The sequence below is a fragment of the Paraburkholderia sp. SIMBA_054 genome (assembly GCF_046534875.1).
Taxonomy (GTDB): Bacteria; Pseudomonadota; Gammaproteobacteria; order Burkholderiales; family Burkholderiaceae; genus Paraburkholderia; species Paraburkholderia hospita.
Genome location: NZ_JAWRXV010001853.1, coordinates 1 through 230, shown reverse-complemented (window position 1 = coordinate 230; position 230 = coordinate 1). Strand labels below are relative to the sequence as shown.

At 57.8% G+C, this 230-nt stretch carries 1 protein-coding gene; it reads left to right on the top strand.

Annotated features, from left to right (window positions below):
* On the top strand, positions 1–230 hold a 230-nt coding region (locus tag SB822_RS61455), incomplete at both ends, for an EAL domain-containing protein (protein WP_410859714.1).

Genomic DNA, 230 nt, shown 5'->3' with positions numbered 1-230 from the left:
CCGATCAAGGTGGCCATTAATCTGTCGCCGCGCCAGCTATTGCAGGCCGATCTCGTGCCGACCATGCTCGAGATCGTGAAGACGGAAGGCGTGAAGTGCGATCAGATCATGTTCGAGATTACCGAAACGGTGGCGATGCAGGACGCGCCCCGCACCATCGACATGCTTCGCGAGTTCCAGGCAAGCGGCTTTGAAATCGCCATCGACGATTTCGGCACCGGTTATTCGAG